The sequence below is a fragment of the Streptomyces sp. NPDC038707 genome, from assembly GCF_040636485.1.
Taxonomy (GTDB): Bacteria; Actinomycetota; Actinomycetes; order Streptomycetales; family Streptomycetaceae; genus Streptomyces.
The window spans coordinates 26,950-41,800 of sequence record NZ_JBEZUP010000039.1; the positions used below are offsets into that span (position 1 = coordinate 26,950).

The 14,851-nt window shown below is 69.0% G+C and carries 23 protein-coding genes and 1 pseudogene; 8 read left to right on the forward strand and 16 right to left on the reverse strand.

Going from position 1 to position 14,851, the window contains the following annotated elements:
* Nucleotides 1-32 precede the first annotated feature (32 nt).
* Both AB0E62_RS33925 and AB0E62_RS33930 read left to right on the forward strand, forming a co-directional pair.
* Nucleotides 33-1,172, forward strand: a pseudogene (locus tag AB0E62_RS33925) (RHS repeat-associated core domain-containing protein); the annotation flags it as partial.
* Nucleotides 1,172-1,453 (forward strand): hypothetical protein, encoded by a 282-nt coding sequence (locus tag AB0E62_RS33930; protein ID WP_362202770.1) that lies wholly within the window; start codon nucleotides 1,172-1,174, stop codon nucleotides 1,451-1,453. The pseudogene AB0E62_RS33925 and the gene AB0E62_RS33930, both read left to right, overlap by 1 nt.
* 446 nt (nucleotides 1,454-1,899) lie before the next feature.
* Here AB0E62_RS33930 and AB0E62_RS33935 read toward each other — a convergent pair whose 3' ends face one another.
* The gene (locus AB0E62_RS33935) at nucleotides 1,900-2,139 is read right to left on the reverse strand and encodes a hypothetical protein (RefSeq protein WP_362202773.1); all 240 of its coding nucleotides are present in this window, start codon (nucleotides 2,137-2,139) and stop codon (nucleotides 1,900-1,902) included.
* Nucleotides 2,140-2,377: 238 nt separating this feature from the next.
* On the opposite strand from AB0E62_RS33935, the gene AB0E62_RS33940 reads away from it, so the two are divergent.
* From AB0E62_RS33940 to AB0E62_RS33950, 3 genes are all read left to right on the forward strand, one after another.
* Nucleotides 2,378-2,608 carry a helix-turn-helix transcriptional regulator gene (locus AB0E62_RS33940; protein WP_362202776.1) on the forward strand — a complete coding sequence of 77 codons (231 nt, stop codon included), beginning with the start codon at nucleotides 2,378-2,380 and terminating at the stop codon, nucleotides 2,606-2,608.
* A 147-nt stretch (nucleotides 2,609-2,755) separates the two neighbouring features.
* Nucleotides 2,756-2,932, forward strand: coding sequence for a hypothetical protein (locus tag AB0E62_RS33945; RefSeq protein ID WP_362202779.1), 177 nt, complete (start codon nucleotides 2,756-2,758; stop codon nucleotides 2,930-2,932).
* Nucleotides 2,933-2,943: 11 nt separating this feature from the next.
* Nucleotides 2,944-3,150, forward strand: coding sequence for a hypothetical protein (locus tag AB0E62_RS33950; protein WP_362202782.1), 207 nt, complete (start codon nucleotides 2,944-2,946; stop codon nucleotides 3,148-3,150).
* A 326-nt stretch (nucleotides 3,151-3,476) separates the two neighbouring features.
* Here AB0E62_RS33950 and AB0E62_RS33955 read toward each other — a convergent pair whose 3' ends face one another.
* Nucleotides 3,477-3,698, reverse strand: coding sequence for a hypothetical protein (locus tag AB0E62_RS33955; protein ID WP_362202784.1), 222 nt, complete (start codon nucleotides 3,696-3,698; stop codon nucleotides 3,477-3,479).
* Between the two features lie 35 nt (nucleotides 3,699-3,733).
* Complete coding sequence (locus AB0E62_RS33960) at nucleotides 3,734-3,940, reverse strand: hypothetical protein (RefSeq protein WP_362202787.1); 207 nt, start codon at nucleotides 3,938-3,940, stop codon at nucleotides 3,734-3,736.
* A 24-nt stretch (nucleotides 3,941-3,964) separates the two neighbouring features.
* Here AB0E62_RS33960 and AB0E62_RS33965 point away from each other — a divergent pair, with 24 nt between their 5' ends.
* The 3 genes from AB0E62_RS33965 to AB0E62_RS33975 all read left to right on the forward strand — a co-directional run bounded on the left by AB0E62_RS33965 (nucleotide 3,965) and on the right by AB0E62_RS33975 (nucleotide 5,796).
* Entirely contained in the window at nucleotides 3,965-4,303 is a 339-nt protein-coding gene (locus AB0E62_RS33965) for a DUF6233 domain-containing protein (protein WP_362202790.1), read from the forward strand.
* 192 nt (nucleotides 4,304-4,495) lie between these two features.
* A complete protein-coding gene (locus AB0E62_RS33970) occupies nucleotides 4,496-4,669 on the forward strand; it encodes a hypothetical protein (RefSeq protein WP_362202793.1) in 174 nt (57 codons plus the stop codon).
* A 203-nt stretch (nucleotides 4,670-4,872) separates the two neighbouring features.
* Nucleotides 4,873-5,796 (forward strand): site-specific integrase, encoded by a 924-nt coding sequence (locus AB0E62_RS33975; protein WP_362202796.1) that lies wholly within the window; start codon nucleotides 4,873-4,875, stop codon nucleotides 5,794-5,796.
* 178 nt (nucleotides 5,797-5,974) lie between these two features.
* Here the strand turns inward: AB0E62_RS33975 and AB0E62_RS33980 are convergent, their stop codons facing one another.
* From AB0E62_RS33980 to AB0E62_RS34040, 13 genes are all read right to left on the reverse strand, one after another.
* On the reverse strand, nucleotides 5,975-6,529 hold the full coding sequence (locus AB0E62_RS33980; RefSeq protein ID WP_362202799.1) for a hypothetical protein: 555 nt from the start codon (nucleotides 6,527-6,529) through the stop codon (nucleotides 5,975-5,977).
* Between the two features lie 221 nt (nucleotides 6,530-6,750).
* Nucleotides 6,751-7,488, reverse strand: coding sequence for a hypothetical protein (locus AB0E62_RS33985; protein WP_362202802.1), 738 nt, complete (start codon nucleotides 7,486-7,488; stop codon nucleotides 6,751-6,753).
* Between the two features lie 60 nt (nucleotides 7,489-7,548).
* Nucleotides 7,549-7,698 (reverse strand): hypothetical protein, encoded by a 150-nt coding sequence (locus tag AB0E62_RS33990; protein ID WP_362202805.1) that lies wholly within the window; start codon nucleotides 7,696-7,698, stop codon nucleotides 7,549-7,551.
* Nucleotides 7,699-7,701: 3 nt separating this feature from the next.
* Entirely contained in the window at nucleotides 7,702-8,031 is a 330-nt protein-coding gene (locus tag AB0E62_RS33995) for a hypothetical protein (protein WP_362202808.1), read from the reverse strand.
* Nucleotides 8,028-8,240, reverse strand: coding sequence for a hypothetical protein (locus AB0E62_RS34000; RefSeq protein ID WP_362202811.1), 213 nt, complete (start codon nucleotides 8,238-8,240; stop codon nucleotides 8,028-8,030). Before AB0E62_RS34000 ends, AB0E62_RS33995 begins: the two co-directional genes overlap by 4 nt.
* On the reverse strand, nucleotides 8,203-8,523 hold the full coding sequence (locus tag AB0E62_RS34005; protein ID WP_362202814.1) for a hypothetical protein: 321 nt from the start codon (nucleotides 8,521-8,523) through the stop codon (nucleotides 8,203-8,205). The genes AB0E62_RS34000 and AB0E62_RS34005 overlap by 38 nt, the downstream gene beginning before the upstream one ends.
* 33 nt (nucleotides 8,524-8,556) lie before the next feature.
* Nucleotides 8,557-8,913 (reverse strand): hypothetical protein, encoded by a 357-nt coding sequence (locus tag AB0E62_RS34010; RefSeq protein WP_362202817.1) that lies wholly within the window; start codon nucleotides 8,911-8,913, stop codon nucleotides 8,557-8,559.
* A gap of 15 nt (nucleotides 8,914-8,928) precedes the next feature.
* Nucleotides 8,929-9,270, reverse strand: a complete 342-nt coding sequence (locus tag AB0E62_RS34015) for a hypothetical protein (protein WP_362202820.1) — start codon at nucleotides 9,268-9,270, stop codon at nucleotides 8,929-8,931.
* 2 nt (nucleotides 9,271-9,272) lie between these two features.
* Entirely contained in the window at nucleotides 9,273-10,037 is a 765-nt protein-coding gene (locus AB0E62_RS34020; protein ID WP_362202823.1) for an N-acetylmuramoyl-L-alanine amidase, read from the reverse strand.
* A gap of 63 nt (nucleotides 10,038-10,100) precedes the next feature.
* Nucleotides 10,101-10,742 carry a hypothetical protein gene (locus AB0E62_RS34025; protein ID WP_362202826.1) on the reverse strand — a complete coding sequence of 214 codons (642 nt, stop codon included), beginning with the start codon at nucleotides 10,740-10,742 and terminating at the stop codon, nucleotides 10,101-10,103.
* 14 nt (nucleotides 10,743-10,756) lie between these two features.
* Nucleotides 10,757-11,488 (reverse strand): hypothetical protein, encoded by a 732-nt coding sequence (locus AB0E62_RS34030; protein ID WP_362202829.1) that lies wholly within the window; start codon nucleotides 11,486-11,488, stop codon nucleotides 10,757-10,759.
* On the reverse strand, nucleotides 11,485-12,516 hold the full coding sequence (locus AB0E62_RS34035) for a DUF5047 domain-containing protein (RefSeq protein ID WP_362202832.1): 1,032 nt from the start codon (nucleotides 12,514-12,516) through the stop codon (nucleotides 11,485-11,487). Before AB0E62_RS34035 ends, AB0E62_RS34030 begins: the two co-directional genes overlap by 4 nt.
* A gap of 85 nt (nucleotides 12,517-12,601) precedes the next feature.
* Nucleotides 12,602-14,848, reverse strand: a complete 2,247-nt coding sequence (locus AB0E62_RS34040) for a hypothetical protein (RefSeq protein WP_362202835.1) — start codon at nucleotides 14,846-14,848, stop codon at nucleotides 12,602-12,604.
* Between the last annotated feature and the right edge of the window lie 3 nt (nucleotides 14,849-14,851).

Genomic DNA, 14,851 nt, shown 5'->3' on the forward strand with positions numbered 1-14,851 from the left:
GGTGCGGCGAACGCGGCTACCAGGGCGCCGACCTCGTCCGCGCCGGCCGGATCCGCTACGAGCACGACGCCGCGGGACGCGTGGTGCTGCGCCAGAGGACCCGGCTCTCCCGCAAGCCGGACACCTGGCGGTACACCTGGGACGCGGAGGACCGGCTCACCCAGGTCATCACTCCGGACGGCACGGTGTGGCGGTACCTGTACGACCCGCTGGGCCGGCGCGTCGGCAAGCGGCGCATCGCCGGGAACGGGGCCGGCGTACTGGAACAGGTGGACTTCACCTGGGACGGCACCTCGCTGTGCGAGCAGACGACCAGCTGGGCGGACTCAGCCGACTCGGTGACCCTGACGTGGCACCTCAACGGGGCTGAAGCGGTCGCGCAGAGCGAGCGCCGGACCATGGCCACGGCTCCGCAGGAAGAGATCGACGCCCGCTTCTTCGCGATCGTGTCCGATCTCTCGGGCGCCCCGTGCGAGCTGATCGACGAGTCCGGCGACATCGCCTGGCGCGCCCGGGCCACCAACTGGGGAAAACTGTCCTGGTCGGTGCGGAGCCACGCTTACACTCCGCTGCGTTTCCCGGGACAGTACTTCGACCCCGAGACGGGCCTCCACTACAACTACCTCAGGTACTACGACCCCGAGATCGGCCACTACATCAGCCTGGACCCCCTCGGCCTGGCTCCGGCGGCCAACCCTGTCGGCTATGTGGACCGCCCTTCCGTCTCCTGCGACCCCCTGGGCCTCGCCCCGCAGAAGTCACCGATCCCGCCCAAGCCGTACGAGACACCCAACCTTTCCCACCTGGCACCGCATTTCAACCCGGAGGGAGGGATGAGCAACTGCACCTATGTGGCCGAGGCATTCGACCGGTACCTTGCCGGCGAGGGCATCAAACCCGTCCCCGGCAACATTCCGCTCCAATCCCTCGACCGGCTGGAGAGCGTGTACGGGCGAAAGTTCACGGAGACCGGGTTCTGGGACATGGTCGACCACATCCGGAACTCCGGCCACGGGGCACGGGGCCTGGTCGCTGCGCGACCCGAGGCAGGCGCGGCAGGCCATGTGTTCAACATCGTGAACCACCAGGGCCGGGTGCTCTTCTCTGACGTGCAGACCGGGTTCGTCGACCCCATGCTTTACAAGACATTCAAGCTGATGAGGACCAACTGATGTACACGATGGAGCAGGCGGAGCGGCTGGCGGCGGAGGCTCTGCGCCAGAAGTTCGGTGAGTGGAGCGATCAGGTCGCACTGTTCGGCAACGGAGAATTCGCCACGAAAAAGGGGGACTTCTTCTATTTCGGTTTCCAGTCCGTCAAGTACATCGAGACCCGGGACGAGAGTTACTTCAACTACGGCCCCAACTGCATCTCGGTGCACAGCGAGACCGGCGAGTGCCGATTCCTGGACATCCATGAGGTGCTGGCCTTGGATCCGTTCAAGACGGACTGATCCGAGTCGATGAGGACCGACGGTTCGGGGTGAAAAGGATGCCCAGTAGCCGTCCAGTTCCAGTCGGAAGATCAGCCCCCGGACAACGCTCCGGGCGGGGGAGGCTGGTCATCCACCGCGATCCCCAGCACAGCGCACCCAGCGGCGAGGCACACACCCGGAGCCGAATGCCAGCGTGGACACCCCCTGACCTGGGCCGGAGAGGGTGCGACAGACGAGTCGGGCTGTACGCCGGGTTCTGTTCTGGTCTAGTCGGTGGCCTGCGGCATCGCGCCGCAGGCCACCGAAAGTGCCGTTTACCTGTTGCGATACGTTGAGACGGATTGAGACATGTTGAGATGAACTACTGCTGAGCCGTTCTCCCCCACCGCTCCCCGACGGTCTCCACTCCCCAGATTCTCCCCATGAAGGCCGCTCCCCAGAGGGTCTTCCGCCTGGGGAAACGCCTACTGCGCCAGCTCGCCAACATGCCCCGGCTCGTAGGTGCATCCCGCCCGGGCCGCCATCTCCCGCCGCGCGTCCTCCACAGCGATGACGCAGTCCTCGCAGAGCCGGAGTTCGTGGTGGCGGCTATCGCGCGGACGGAGCACCGCGACGAGAAGGGTCCGCACGTCGCCCTTACCTGGGTGTCTGAAGCAGATGCCGGGCTCCCACTCGTAGCGGTCGAGGATCTGCTGCCGTTCCATGCTCGTCTCCCGGTCCCGTTGGACGCCGTTGTCGCTGCGGGGGGTGGCGTTCTTGTGCCCGGCCGCCGCGCCTGGATGCTGGCCGTCGGGGCGGTTCACCCGAAGTGGTGAACGTGTGTTCTATTACTGGACACTACATGGCCGCTTGCGGCATATGCCAGAGCGCAACGTTCCATGATCAAAAAATGCGGCAGATTTGCTGCTGACTTATGCTCATGATCGTTAAAGCGTTGGTCGAGTGCCAGCCGATCAGCCCGAGTGGGTCCTTGAGGCCCGCAGGGCCGTCGGCGACCGCATCCGCGTGCGGCGCCTGAAGCGCACCATGACCCAGGAGTCCCTCGCCCACGAGGCCGGCGTCGACCGGTCCACGATCCAGCGCATGGAAGCTGGCGCCGAGATGAAGCTCAGCCACCTGCTCCTCGTCGCCCACGCACTGCGAGTACACGTCACCGACCTCCTGCACGGCTGAGGGCCGCAGCACAGCCGCCTACCGCCCGGACATCTTGACCAGGATTCAACAACACGTTGACGGTGCACGGAAGCCTGCGGGTTGCATACATCTAAAACGTCAGCCCGGGCCGGGGCTCATGTCAGTCCCCGCGGGTGCGCTCGCGGCATGTCCACGACTCCCCCACCCCCGGGCCCGCGGCCGGCCAAGGCCGTGCAGGCGGAGATCCGCGCGCTGATGCAGGAGACGGGCGGCTGGCTGTGGGGGCCGACCCGGGACCGGTACGAGCGGCTGCGGGACGAGTGGGTCGCGGCGGTGCGCGGGGAGATGGCTGCCGCGGCGTAGGATCCGCACTCGTGAGCGACATCGACATCCCTGACGACCTGGTGCAGCTGGAGCGGTCCGCCTGGGAGGCAGCGCAGCGGGGCGAGCTCACCGCCGAGCAGGCCGCCGAGGTGCAGGCCGCGGTCACCGCGTTCGCGGAGGCGTCGGGGCTCGACCGGTACACAGTCGAGATGGCGCTCAAGCGGCTCGTCCGACACCAGGAGCCGGGCAACAGCTGACCCGCCGCGGGGGAAGGCGCTTCTGACAAGGCGCCGATAGCGTGTCACCGTCGCGGCATGGACAACGTGAAGCGGATCTACCGCGCATCCGAGAGGCGGCTCATCCCCCGCCGCCCCTGCCCTGACTGCGGCACTCTCATCCGGGGACGCTGGGTGGAACTTCCTGGCCTCGCCGCCGAAGTAGACCCACAAGGTGACGTCAGCTGGCGCTGCTCCGGTCGACTGTGCTTCAACGGACGAGACGGCTTCTGACAGCAAACCGCCCCGGCTGCATCACGGCCGGGGCGGCACCAGCACCAGAGCATGGGCTGATAGATACGACCAGCCTACGACTCGCCGCCGACAACGGGGCCGCGCGTGGACATCACGTACAGGCCAGGCCGCGCCTCAGGCATACGGGCGGCGAGCACCTGGAAGGACTGGCCCGGGAAGTCGTACTCCTCGGCAAGGCTGCCGGTCTCGGTGACCCAGCGGCGGGCGATGACTCGCTCCTTGCGGGCCAGCTGCTTCAGCGCGCGGTCGCGGTTCGGGTGCGGGCGGTATCCCATGACCCCTCCTTCGTCGCCGCCAGAATGGCAGACGCTCACGACTCCTCGGGCCAAGCTGTCAACGTCTCGCCGCTCTCCTGATCGGTGAGGGTGATGCGGGCGCCGGGCCGCCCCCAATCGCCGATCCAGCGGGTCATCTTCCGCCGGGCCGTCTCCGCGCTGTCCCACCATCCGTGCTGGACCGGCCGGCCGCCGACGGCGAGGAGGAGGTGGTAGCGGCCAGGGCTCGGGTTGCTCGTCACGACCACCATCCTATTATCGAACACATGTACGACTTGCCGCCCGACTTGCCCCGCCTCCGCACTCTGGAGACGTGGCTCGCCTACACCCTCGACCGGGTGCGGCGGCAGATCGGCGAGCTGGAGCGGCAGGAGCAGGAGCGGCAGCGGGGTGAGCAGGCCCGGCCGCCGACTCCGGACTGGGTTCTTGAGCTGGGCATCGGCCGGGACTCGCCGCCGGTGTACGTCCACGAAGGTGGCTGCTGGTCGACCGGGAAGCGGTCGCGCGGGGTGTCCCGGGACGCCGCGCTCCGGGCCCTGGTTGAGGGCGTCTCCGCCTGCCCGCACTGTCGGCCCGACAGCGCGCTCGGCTACCTGGAGGGATGACAGCCGCGAAGCCTCCCGTGGGGAGCCGGGAGGTGCGGCGGGCCCCGCCGTCCGCAGCAGACGGCAGGGCCCGAAGGGGGTGCCACCTGGGGGGTTGATCCCGTGCGCACCACCATGCACCACGATTCAGCCATGCGATAGATGCGCGGCCGAAATTCGCTGCTGTCAGTGCGATCGGCGATGATGCCCCCCATGCAGAGCTACTCCTTCACCTGGACCGACCCCGTCGGCCGCCACCGTGCCTCCGCTGTCGCCTACGACAAGGCCAGTGCCGACCGCAGACGGAAGGAACTGGAGGCCGAGGGCTGCACGGACATCGAAATCGTGGAAGTGGGCCCTGGGCAACTGCCGGAACCGCGGTCCTGACGCGACACCGCCCGCCTCGACGGGGGACGAGGCGGGCGGTGAGGTCAGTGTGGCATGGCGTAGCCCGCGAATCGGCAAATCACCTGCGGAGTTACCGCAGATAGCGGCACACTATCTGCGGTAGCAGTGATGGCGACCAGGGGAGACGGGTCCGCCGGAGGCTGCCGACTCGGGAAACTATCTGCGATAGACGAGGAGATCCCTTGGGAACCGTCCACGCCCTGCCCTCCCGCGCCCCAGCGCCGACCGTCCGCGAGGCAGCCGACACCTACCTGGCCACCATCGCCGACGCCGGCACCGCCCGCACCTACGGCGTCGTCCTCGACCGCATCGCCGCCCACTACGGGCCCGAGGCGCCCCTCGACGCGCTCACCGACCCCGACCGGCTCGCCGCCTGGTTCACCGGCCAGTGGGGCACTTCGGCGCCACGCACGTGGAACACCCGCATGAACGCGCTGCACTCGGCGTCCGGGTACTGGCGGCAGCAGGGCTGGCTCGTCGACGATCCGACCGTCCGCCTGCGGATGCGGCCCGCGCCGGCCGACCGGGACCGCGCGCTCAGCCGCGACCAGATCGACGCGCTGCTCGGTGACAGGACGCCCGCGCTGCGCGACCGCGTGCTGTGGACGCTGCTGTACGAGACCGCGGCCCGCGCCGAGGAGGCCCTGCGGCTCGACGTGGGCGACCTCGACATGCCGGCCCGGACGGCTCGCACCCGCCGCAAGGGCGGCGCCCGCGACGTCATCGCCTGGCAGACGCGCACCGCGCGGCTTCTCCCCCGCCTGCTGGCCGGGCGCCGGACTGGGCCGGTGTTCCTCACCGACCGGCGCGCCCGCCCGTCCGTCGCGCTCGCCGACGTCGACCCGACGACCGGGTGCGCACGCCTGTCGTACCGGCGGGCGGCCGAGCTGTTCGATGAGCACACGGTGCGGGTGCTCGGTGAGAAGGCAACGCTGCACCAGCTGCGACACTCTGCGCTCACGCATGCTGCGGAGGAGGGGGCGAGTACACCGATGCTGATGGCCCTGTCGGGGCACACCTCGGTGCGGTCGCTCGCGAAGTACGCGCGGCCCTCCGCCGAGGCGCTCGCGCGGTGGCAGGCCGAGCGGGACCCGGCGCGGCGCTGAGGCGGCAACGAAGAGCCCCGCTCTTGATGGAGCGGGGCCCTGATACGGCATGTCTTATCGAGGGTTCGGACGCTCAACTCGGCGGGTACGAGCGGCTGTGCGCCGAGCTGGCGCGGGTCCAGCGCGGGGACGTCGGCGCGGCGGCTTGAGGGGCCCCGCGCGACGGCGGGGTCCAGCGTCAGCGTCGGCCGTCGCGGATCTGGTAGACCCGCTCCCGGGACAGGCCGGACTTCGCGGTGATGTCCTTCACCGGCACTCCGCCAGCGATCAGGCGTCGGATCAGATCGTCTCGCTCCTCGACGGCCTCCTCGACGCAGTCCTTATAGTCCTGGATGGCCCTCGTCTTGGCGGCAAGCGATGCAAGGCCTTCCTCCCCTACCGGGCCCTCTCCGACGGGGCCGTAGCGGCGGTTGATGCTCCCGGCTGCCTGGCCAAGCTCGTAGGCGTACTCGTCGGCAGGCAGGTGCCCGGTCTTGGAGCGGAGCTGGATGGCGTTCAGTCCGTTGCCGCCGTCAATGAAGCTGATCATGTCCGGGCCGGTGATGCGTCCGCGAGCGTGCATCCACCGAGTGGAGGAGGTGGGGTTGTTGCCTTGTGCTGCGAGGACCAGGGCGTACCGGGTTCCCTGGTTGGTCTCGGTGCTGAGCACGAGGACGCTTCCGCTGACTGTCCATCCGTCAACGATGAGGTCGGCGGTGTAGGTGTCGCCTGCCTGGATCTGCTGGGTGCTCATGGGTGCCCGCTCCTCCCGCCGCCACACCGTGTAGCGCGCTACACATATAGTGCTCCCCTCGGGAAGGAATGTCAAGCGTGCTACACATTGTGGGCTTAGGGCGACAGAAGGCCCCGCCCGCGTGCTGCGGACGGGACGTTCGGCGGAGCGGCGACCGGGTACGACGAAACGCCCCCGATCCCCTGCCGGGTGGCAGAGAAGCGGGGGCGTTGTCGCGTTCGTCATCCGAGTCCGTAGTTGGCGACGAGCTGGCGCAGGCCGGGTGCCTCGATGCTGGTGAACTGGCCGCCGCCGCTGGATGTGGTGTAGCCGCCCAATCCGGGAGCGCACATGACGGGCAGGTAGCCGTAGGTGGTGCGCACGCACTCGTAGTCCTCCACCACGCCGTCGCCGTCGACGTCCGTGTTGGGATGGGCCAAGCCGACGAGATGCCCGATCTCGTGGGTGATGGCGTTTTTGATCTGAGCCGCGTTCACGGTCGCGTTGGTGGAGAACCAGTTGGCGTACCAGTACTCGGAGTCGATCCACGTCCAGCCGCCCCACGCCGCATGGTGGTCGGGGCTGCCGGGCCGGTTGGTGTAGCAGCTCCAGGCGCGCGACATGCCCTTGACGCCGGTGGGCCGGTACTTCACGCCGAGGACCATGTGATGCTCGGCCGGGCAGCTGCCCTCGGCCGGCGGGGCTTCGATGATCGTGGTGACGGTGAATGTGGCGCCGGTGACCGAGGTCAGCTGGGCTGCGACGGCCTGCGCATACGGGGTGAGCCGGGTGCGGGAAGCGCTGTCGGCGAAGGTGAAGAGGTAAGGGGCCGGGCTGAGGCTGTGGATGCCGTTGGCGGTGTCGATACGCCAGCCGGGCCCCGAGTAGACGGCGCTGGCCGCGGTGGCCTGACCGGGCGCGAGGGCGAGCAGCAGGCCGGCGAGGAGAGCAGGCAGGGTGAGGCGGACACGAAGGCGCATGCGGGCTCCGGGAATGACGAAGCCCCCGCCAGGTGCGGCGGGGGCTAAGGGGTCGGCCGGTCAGGCCGGGCTGTCGAGTTCGTACACCGGCGGCGCGGGCGGCTCCGGGTCGGCGACCGGCTGCTCCGGGATGACGCCCAGCTCTTCCAGGGTGACGGCGTCCGCCGCGGTCGGGTCGGGCTGCGGCTGGACAGGGACGGGATCGGGCATGGGTCACACTCCAGTTCGGTTACGTGACTCGCGCTGGGCCCGCAGCAGGAGCCGGGTCCGCTGCACCATCAGGCCGGCCACGGCCAGCAAGATCAGGGTGCGGAGCGATCGCAGCACAGCGAGAGCGCACGTGTCGGCCTGCCACACGGTCGCCAACACGGTGTACAGGCAGAGCAGGCCGACCGCCGCCGCGAACGCCATCAAGTTGCGGCCCACTTCGGACCGCCACCAAGCGGCGCGCAGATGGTAGGTCACGGCGAAGCCGGCGCAGGCGGCGACCGCCAGCGTCGACGCGGCAGCGTTCACCCACTCGTCGATGCCCAGGTGGCTCATTGTGCTGCTCCTCGGAAGGCCTGCTCGATCCGCTCGCGTAGGTGGTTCTCCTCGCGGGCGCGCCACCACGGGGCCATGACTGCGGCGATGACGGACTCCCGTTCCTCTACCTCGCGCCTGGCCTGCTGGGTGCGCTCGACGGCGGCCTCGGCCGCGCGCGTCCCGGCCGGCCTACGTCCGAGTCCGAGGATGCGCTTGATCCAGTGCATTGCCGTCATCCACCTCCTCGGCCGGCTCTCCAGGTTGGGGTAGCGCCGTGAGGACTCGCCCGCCCATCTCTGCCACCGTCAGCAGATTCTGGAGCTGCTTGCTTTCCATGCGCCGCACTTCTTCGGAGGCGTGGAAGGCCTGCCGCCAGTTGTCGCGGTCGGCGACCATGTCGTCGTAGGTGCGGCGGGGGACGAGCCGGCCGGTGAGGATGAACAGGATGACCAGGGTGAGGAGCGCGCCGAGCCCTGCGTCGCTCGCGTTGATGCCGAAGATCTCGCTCACCGTGCCCTCCCCTGCTGCTAAGTCGTGCACGGGTCAGACGCTCGTCGGTCCCGTCGCTGCGGTGGGGCTGGAGGGTGTCACCTGGGCCCGGGTCAGGAGGGTGAGCCCGGCGAGGACCGCGGTGTTGATGGCGCCGATGGTCTCCTGGCTGACGTCGTAGCCGAACGCGGCGACCAGGACGGCGCCGGCGGCGACGACCGCGGTGAACGCCTGCGGGGCGACCGGCCGGGTCATGGCGGCGGCGATGGCGCCGAGGATCGCGGAGACCGCGGCGACGATCGCGCCGGACTGCTCGGCGGTCAGGCTGGTGATGCCCAGGCTGACGACGAGACCGAGCGCGGCGGACAGCGTGTTAAGGACGACCACCGGTTCGCGTCCGAAGATTCTCATAAGAAAGCTCGATTCTCAGACGGGCTGTGCGAGGGAGCGACAGCCGATGACGGTTCCGGAGCTGTTCCGGACCTCGCGATAGGGCACGAGCACGTCGTCGCGTCGGTCGGCGAGAGCGAGCGCCACGACGAGAGAGACGATGTACTGATAGCCGTCCCGCCTGGGCGGCAGGTTCTGGACGTGGCCGAACTCGACTAGTTCGAAGGTGATACCACCGCCCAGCTCGATCGTCGCCAGCCGGGCAGGAACCGGCTCCGGCGGGATGACCTCACGCAGGTGCGACTCCAAGTTGTCGCTGCCGTCCTCGCGCTCGGCGGAGTACAGGCGGATCGGGTGCGGGGTCAGGTTGAGGATCAACGTCAGCTCTTTGTCTGGCTGGCGATGAGTCGGTCGACGGCCTTCTGCAGGGCGCGGACGCGGGTGGTGACGTCCTGGATGTGGGACTGCCAGGACCAGAAGCGGTTCGTCTTGTACTCAGCCGAGTCCGCGGGTGCGTCGAGGACTCCGTCCGTCTTCAGCAGCTTGATGTAGACCGCGTCGGCGATCCTCTTGACGTCGGCGTCGCTGAGTGCCACATCGTCCTCCTGTGGGGTCTTGCCGGCCGCGCGGGCGACGATGCCCGGGAACACGACCTTCTTGAACTGCTCGATGCGCGCCGCTCCAGGGCACGAGTGGGCGTTGGGATTCCACGCCGTGAACTGGGCGTGCCAACCGAACCCCGGGTCGTCAGCGGTACGGCAGATCCGCAGAGGGATGCCGTGCTGCTGGTGCAGCCACACGCCCAACTTGATCAGCGTCTCTACCTGCTCAGGCGTCCACGGATCCGACGCCTGCAGGTTCGACGCGGACTCCAGCGACACCGCGCCGGTCCCGTCCGCTCGCCGGTTTGCCGCCGCGTTGGCGTCTGCGCGGGTCTCGGTGCCGATGAACTGGGCCAGCGAACCGTCGTAGCCGAGCCCGAAGTGCGACTCCAGGTTCGTGCTGTCGCGCCAGTACTCGTAGGTGCGCTCGGGCGTCCACGGGGCGACGATGCTGTGCAGGATGAACTGCGTCGGCCTGATCGCAGGTTGGTCGTCGCTCTCCGGCTGAAGCTCCATCTTCGTGGCGCCTGGATACCAGGCCATGCGGCCCTCCTTCTGGGCATGCGGAAGGCGCCCGAGCCGGGCGCGGGCAGGTGACGTTGGGAGTTAGGGGGCAGGCTCGACGAGCAGGCTGCCACCGAATGTGGAGGCGGTCGTCGCCGACCCGGAGCTGATGTTCCACTGCGGGATGATCGTGATTGTCTCCCCTGCGGTCATGCCGGTGAGCATCAGCCGCCTGGATGCACCGACGCGGGCGCCCTGAGCGCTGATGCCCGTCTTGTTGAGATCCTGAAAGGTGAAGCCCAGGCTGCCGGTGGCCCGCCACGCTGCCCACGCGGTCGATGTGGCCGCGTTCGTGTTCGTCAGGACAGCGCTGATGGTGACGTAGGCGCGCCCCGAGGGTGGTGCGATGAACTGCGGCCGGGGCCACGCCGACGACGTGTAGTCGACCGTCGTCAACGTCACGTTGTAGGGGGCGTCGGAGACTTGGAAGGTCTGTACGGGGATCGGCGGCCAGGCCAACCATGACCCGCCGTGGTAGATCTCCAGGCGTGCCTCGCTGGTCAGCCAGGTCGCCATGCCCTCCACGGGGCTGGCCAGGGTGGCGTTGCGGGCCGAGGCCGACGCGAACCGCATGACGGTCTGGCCGACCATCGCGAGCAGGTTCTCGGAGAGCACCTTCAGGTCGGGCAAGTCGCCGTAGTCGAGGCCGCTGATTCCCTGGCCGTACTTGTCGGTGATGGGCACGCGGGCCCCCTTTCTTACGCGAGGCGGGTGACGCGCATGTAGGAGCCGGCGGCGAGACGGCTTGCTGTGGTGCTCGTGGTGGACTGGGCCCACTGCAAGGCGCACGTGCCGGCCGCTGTGGTGAACACGGTGCCCTCCTCCATGGCGAAGCACTGCAAGGTGTTGTCGTTGCGGCTGCCGTAGATGCACGCGGTGCCGAACGCGTGGACGCCCCACCGGCCGACGCCGCCGGATGATGTGCTGGACAGGATCTGACCCTGGTCGGGTCCGACCGCTGAGCGGACGCCGGTGGCCCCGGCCGGGACGGTCCAGGCGGTTCTGAAGCGGGCCGCGTCGGTGGCTTCGAAGTGGAGGTGAAACTCCACCTTGAAGGTGCCATTGGCGTCGAGCGTCATCGTGAGGTCCGGGTCGTCGGTCAGCGTCGATGTGGTGCGGTCGAGAGTGACGGTCTTCCACGCTTGTCGGGGCAGGCCGAGCGGCGGACTGGCCGAGGTTGCGGTCCGGCCGGCGGCCCACCACGATCCGCTGCCGGACTGCACCAGCAGCACCTGATCGCCGACCGCCGGCTGCTGGTACGTCTCCAGGCGGCGGGCCCGGATGCTGCCGACGTCCACCGTGCCGGGCGTGACGGCGACCGCTGTGACGATGCCGGTCTGCACCTCAGCCCGGCGCACAGCGGGGTCGTCCCGGCCGGCCTGGCGTGAGGCCTGAGCGATGCCTTGGGCGAGCGCGAATCCGTCGGTCACGTATCTTGCCTCCCGCCGATGGTTTCGATGGTGATGGAGTCGAGACCGAGGCTGATGGTGAGGCTCTGAACCTGCTGGAGTTCGCGGCGGCCGTCCTCGTAGGTGACGCGGATGACGTCGCCGGGTTCCAGGCAGGGGTTCGGCAGGCTTGTCAAGGTGACGGTGACGGTGGGTTTCACTGCGTCTCGCAGCAACTTCTGCGCCGCGGTAAGCGCCAGATTGTTGCTGGTCAGCGTGGCCGAACTGTAGAACATCGGGACGCGGCCGAACGGTCCTCCCACGTAGGTCGGCGAGGTGGGGTCCGTGTCGGAGACGGTCGCCGACACTGGGGGGGCGCCGTCCTCGGCGTTTTCCCCGCTGGCCACGACCACGTTGTACATGCCGTCCCTGCTGAACGCTCGGTTGGCGGAGATGAGGACGCCTGTCCGTCCCGCGTCGACGTCCCAGGCGACGGGCGCGGTGAGCAGGTCGGGCAGCTCAGCGACGGTGAATACGCCGTCTGCATCCGCATACACCTCGGCGCCGATCGCGGTCGCGCATTCCTGCACCGCCCCCCACCGGTCGCCCTGCGCGTCCCAGGTCCGGGTGCCGATGGTTGCGTCAGACGCCCAGTTCACGACCGTGGCACCAGGGATGGTGCCCTGTATCAGGTTGGTGATCGCAGTGACCGCGTTGGCGCCTCCCCGTGTTGTGTACGGGGCAGTGAACTTGTCATCCGCGACGACGGCTTCCAGGCCGGAGCCGGTGATGGTGACCGGGCCGAGGGCCGGGTCGCCGCTGATGGAGTCGACGCGGAACAAGCCGAGCGGCACTGCCTCTGTGCTGCCGTCGCCGTAGATGATGCCGCGGCGGATACGCAGCCGCGCTCCGTAGATGGCCAGCTGCTCGGCGGGGGTCATCGGTAGCAGGCTGACGTCGGGCACTGTGACGCTGCAGGTGCGGCGTACTGAGCTGCCGCGGTCGGCCGTCACGGACCCGTCCGTGTGGGGCAGGTCCACGACGATGCCGTCCGTGCGCAGCAGCTGCACCTGCGTGTACGGGACGTGCGACTCCCGCAAAGCCGGGAGAAACCGTGAGGACGGGGCCGGATACATGATCACCTCCCCTTCCCGGTCAGCCCTCGGCGCGCTGGTTCAGCGCCAGGTCGAGGGCGGTCGCGTAGCGGTCGAGCAGCCGGAGCACGGTTGAGTTCTCAATGCTCACGTCGCGGACCGTCCACGTAGGTGACCCGGCCATGCCGCCGGTGGGCCGGTCGACCTCGGTGAGCGGTAGCGTCCACTCGCGCCACGGCTCGGGTGCGTAGCTTGTGATCCGCGGGTACTGCACCTCGCCCACGGACACGTACACGTCGCTCTCGCCCATGCCGGGCGCCGACTGCCACAGCAGCACGCCGCCGGTCGCGAGGAGATGTCGCAGCGCCTCGCGCTCGTCGTCGGACTGCGTCCACACCACGAGCGAGCCCTCACGGCCGGACCGGACTCCGGACAGCACGACCGCGTTCGGCCGGCCGCGGGGCCGCAGCGCGTTCTGCTCAATCGGCTGCTGCCAGTCCGGCGCTGTCTGCACCAGCACCCTGCGGTTCAGCATCGGCCGGGCCGGGTCCTTCAGCCAGACGTAGGCGGCGTCCCCCGGGTCGAGCGTCACAGACGACGTTATGCGCCACTCTGTGAGCAGGCCTGTCGTGGCCGAGTAGAACTCGATTCGGTAGGAGAACGGCACTCCGAGGGGGGCCTCGTAGTCGGTGACGATCGCCGTGTCATCCGTCGACGTCACCTTGTCGAGCAGGCCTGAGGGCCCGCGGACCAGTGTCCTGGTGCCGTCGGCCAGGACCCGGTACACGGTCATCAGTCGCGATGTGTTGATCTCCCGGATCACCATGTGTACTGACGCCGAATCGTCGTCTGCTGTGATCGACTGCTGGGGCAGCACCTGATAGAGCACGACGGCATCAAGCTGGAGCGTGCTGCTGGCGGCGGTCGCTGTCAGCGTGTAGTCGATCTGGGCGTAGGCGGCGTTCGCCGGGGCGGCGAAGTCCCCCTGAAAGGCCCACCAGGCACCATCTGACGGGACGGTGATGGACGTGCTGGACGTGGTGCTGATGAGGCCGCCGGCGGGGTCGAGCCAGCGGACGCTGGGGGCAAGAGACCATCCCCCCGCGGTCCTCTTGGCGACGCACCAGAGACGCCAGTTCACGCCGCCAGTCACCGCGTACTGGCCGGAGCGGATCGTGCTGGCCGTGGCGGTGCTGCTGGTGACGGTCAGGCTGTAGGCGTCGAGGAAGGCCTGGCTCCCCCAGGGGCTGGACCGAGCGATCGTTGCGGCGCCGGACTGCACCGTCCACTGGCCAGGGCCCTGCTCGAAACTTGCGTCGGCGAAGGCGACGGCGTTCTGATTCGGCACGCTGTTGGTGACGCCCGCCGTGCGCACCTTGATGACCGCGCCCTCGGCCCGCATGACCTGCCCGGCAGTTGCCGAGGTGATGCCGACGGCCAGGGACGCGGTGGCCGCGCCGGCAGGGGCCACGCCACTCGCGATCTGCCGGTACGTGCCAGTGCCGCTGGCCGCCAGCGTCGACCGGGACGCGGACACCTGTGCACCTGAGGCGCCGTAGAACCGCAGCTCGACCCAGCAGGACGAGGCCGCGGTCGGCGGGGACAGATAGACGTAGCCGAGATACTCCACCCCAGGCGTGACCGCGGGCCGCTCTGTACACAGGGCGGAGGCGGTGCCGTTCGCGGTGACCGTCAGGGTCAGCATCTCGCCGCCGGAGTAGTACAGGTCCACCGGCCAGGACACGGCCGGGACCGTCCTGCTGAGCGTGCAGTTGGACTCGGCCGCCCACGATGTGCCGGTGATCTCCTGCTGCTCCGCGTCGAAGGACAGCAAGTTTCCCGCGTACCGCAGTGGATAGCCCAGGTACACGTTCTCGAAGAAGGTGATCTGGCCGGCCGCGGTCGCGGTCGACGAGACCAGCACCTGCGCACGGGCGGCCCCGGCCGGCGCCTGGCCGCCGATGGAGATTCGGTGCCAGGCGGATGACGCCGTGGCCGTGGTCAGCGACCAGGTGATGCTGATCTCCGCCCCGGCCGCGGACAGCCAGCGGATCCCGATCCGTTCCGGGATCGCAGTGCTGCTGGCATCGGCGAACGTCCAGTACGTCTCCCCCGGCGTGACCGCGTAGGAGGAGTATGTCCTGGCCTGCATCTCGCCTGCCGCCGTGGCCGTCATCTTGACGCAGCCGTCACCGTTCCGGCCGCCCGAACCGAGCGACAGACTGCAGTTCGTCTTCGCAGCCCAGCCGCTCGTGTTCGGGTCGACGCTCTCCGTCGTCGCCGACAGGAAGTTCCCGGGGATCGCCACACG